Genomic DNA, 2,244 nt, shown 5'->3' on the forward strand with positions numbered 1-2,244 from the left:
CGTGACGACAGTCTCAATACCATACAGTCCAAAAAAGAGATGGAAGACGGTGCAGGCAGAAACGGCAATTTCCCTGACGCTATCGCTATCGCTGAACAGCCCGACCAAAGGACGGACAAAAACCATAACGGTCGCGGAATACGCAAAGGAAAGCGCAACCGTGATAGAGAGCATGACCTTTGCAGCCCTCAGTACGCGAGCAAAATCGCGTGCGCCCCAGCCAAAACCCAGGATAGCTTGAGACCCCATACAGAAACCGCTGATAAGCAGTGCGCCAATCGTTAAGAGTCGCACGGCTATTCCCACGGCCGCGATGGACTCTTCGCCGAAGGGCGCAGCTGCTCCGTACAAGAGCACGACAGTAATAGCAGATAAGATGCTGGGCATGGTCGCTGGCGCCCCCACGAACGCTATCTGTCTGATGCGATCTGCTCGCAACGAGATGTGAGACATCCTGACGACGACCATTCCGCGTCGCTTGGTAAAATACGCGATATAGAGGCTAATAGCCGCAGTCTGAGACACAAGCGTTGCGAGAGCGGCGCCTCGCACACCGAGGTCCAGCACGGATATGAGCACTGGATCAAGGCCAGCGTTCAGTATGAAGGCGGTCATCATCGTCCACATGCTAAATCGCGTATCGCCTTCGGCTCGGACGATGAAGCCGTTGACGATATTCAGAAGCATCAAGGTGCATCCGAACAAAAGTGTGGTCGCGTAGTCGAGCGCCAGGGGCATGATGGTTGGAGTTGCGCCGAGCGCTAGGAAGATCTCTCGCATGTTTAGAAACAGAGCGACTGTGACCGTGATGCCGACTGGCGCGGCGAGCGCGAGAGCGGTACTGGCGCCTCGACTCGCCTCTAGGTACTCACCAGCACCAAGATGACGAGATATGAACGACGCTGCTCCAACTCCTATCCCCTGTCCGGCCGCCGCGAGCAGGACCACGATCGGCAAGGTCATGCTGACGGCTGCGATCGCCGGCGCGCCGAGTGTCCCAACAAAGATTGCGTTGACGACCTGCTGCAACGCGTTGATCGACAAGCCAACAACAGACGGAATGGCGAGCCGTAGGATAAGTCTGAACAGACCGGGGTCTGATAGATCGATGCGAGCGTTCTTGTTCGGCATCACATCGTGATCGACCTCGGCGGCGAATTCCGCATCGGGCTCACTCATGGATGAAGGTGTCCCGAGATCTTCCGAATTTCATTGATCGTCTGCAACAGCTCCTGTTGCAAGACCGTGCAAAGATGGCGGGTCACCTCATAATCGACCATGCTCGGATCATACGTGGTGTCAATCTGTAGATCGCCCGATTGATATCCGACATCGAACCAGAAGACGTGGATCGCCGCCGCTTGATGCATGTGTTCGCCGATCCAAAGTGGAGAAGGTTCTGTGTCTAGAAAACGGCGTGGGAAATGGCGCTGCAAGCGGGCGCGATAATTCACCCCAATTCTGGGCAGTGGCAGGCGATCGAGCCGACGCCGCACGGCTGGATCTCGGTTTAGGAATTTCAGGGCCCGAAAGCCTATTCCCCCGCGCGGCAGCGCATTGCGCTGCCGGTATATCAAACGAGCACGGTCGGAACGCGACTCCCTTCCTGTGACATTCAGTGAAAGCGGAACGAGCTCGCTGAGAAGACCAATGATCTGAGATGAATCGAAATCGTCAAACAGCCGGCCTCGTGTCGAGGTCAGGCTATCAATCCAGAGCGAATAGTTGCCGAACAGGGCTCCACACGCACCCGACAGGGCAGCAAGAAACACATCAAAGTCCTGACAATTCGCTGATCTGGCTCCAATACTGAGGAGACTCGCTGTCGCTTCCCGGTCGATCTCAAGATGATACTTGGCCCGATCTACCCGAAGCGAACGGCCGTTCGCATCCTCGCGACGACCTTTAAGACTTGCATCGTGAAGCTCTCTCGCGCTTTCTTCGGCAACACTCGTGCGGGCCGATGACGCGTCGTTGACACGGAAGTTGAATTGATCGTAGTCAATGCCTTCCCAGTGCTTGAGTTCGTCTGGTGCTTCGCTGTTCGCGTAGTGCTCGAGCCGCTTCAACCAGGGAGAGAGCCTTTGTACGGCCTCGGCACCATTCACATCATGGCCTGCAGCAAGAGCGTTGTATGCGTCCTCCAATGCTTCCAGGAATAGCCGATAGCCCATCCCATCCACTACGAAATGATGCACCAGTACCAGCAGATAATAATCGCCGCTTTCCGAAGCACGGAAGGCC

General features: G+C 56.1%; 2 protein-coding genes. Both read right to left on the bottom strand.

The window, feature by feature from the left end; genetic code table 11:
• The coding region (locus tag I6F20_RS37475) for an MATE family efflux transporter (protein WP_225131555.1) at positions 1-1,179 on the bottom strand (1,179 nt) is incomplete at its 3' end.
• Positions 1,176-2,244: condensation domain-containing protein (locus I6F20_RS37480; RefSeq protein ID WP_225131565.1), on the bottom strand; the 1,069-nt coding region annotated here is incomplete at its 5' end. The genes I6F20_RS37475 and I6F20_RS37480, both read right to left, overlap by 4 nt.

This window comes from Bradyrhizobium sp. IC3123 (genome assembly GCF_020193625.1).
GTDB lineage: Bacteria > Pseudomonadota > Alphaproteobacteria > Rhizobiales > Xanthobacteraceae > Bradyrhizobium > Bradyrhizobium yuanmingense.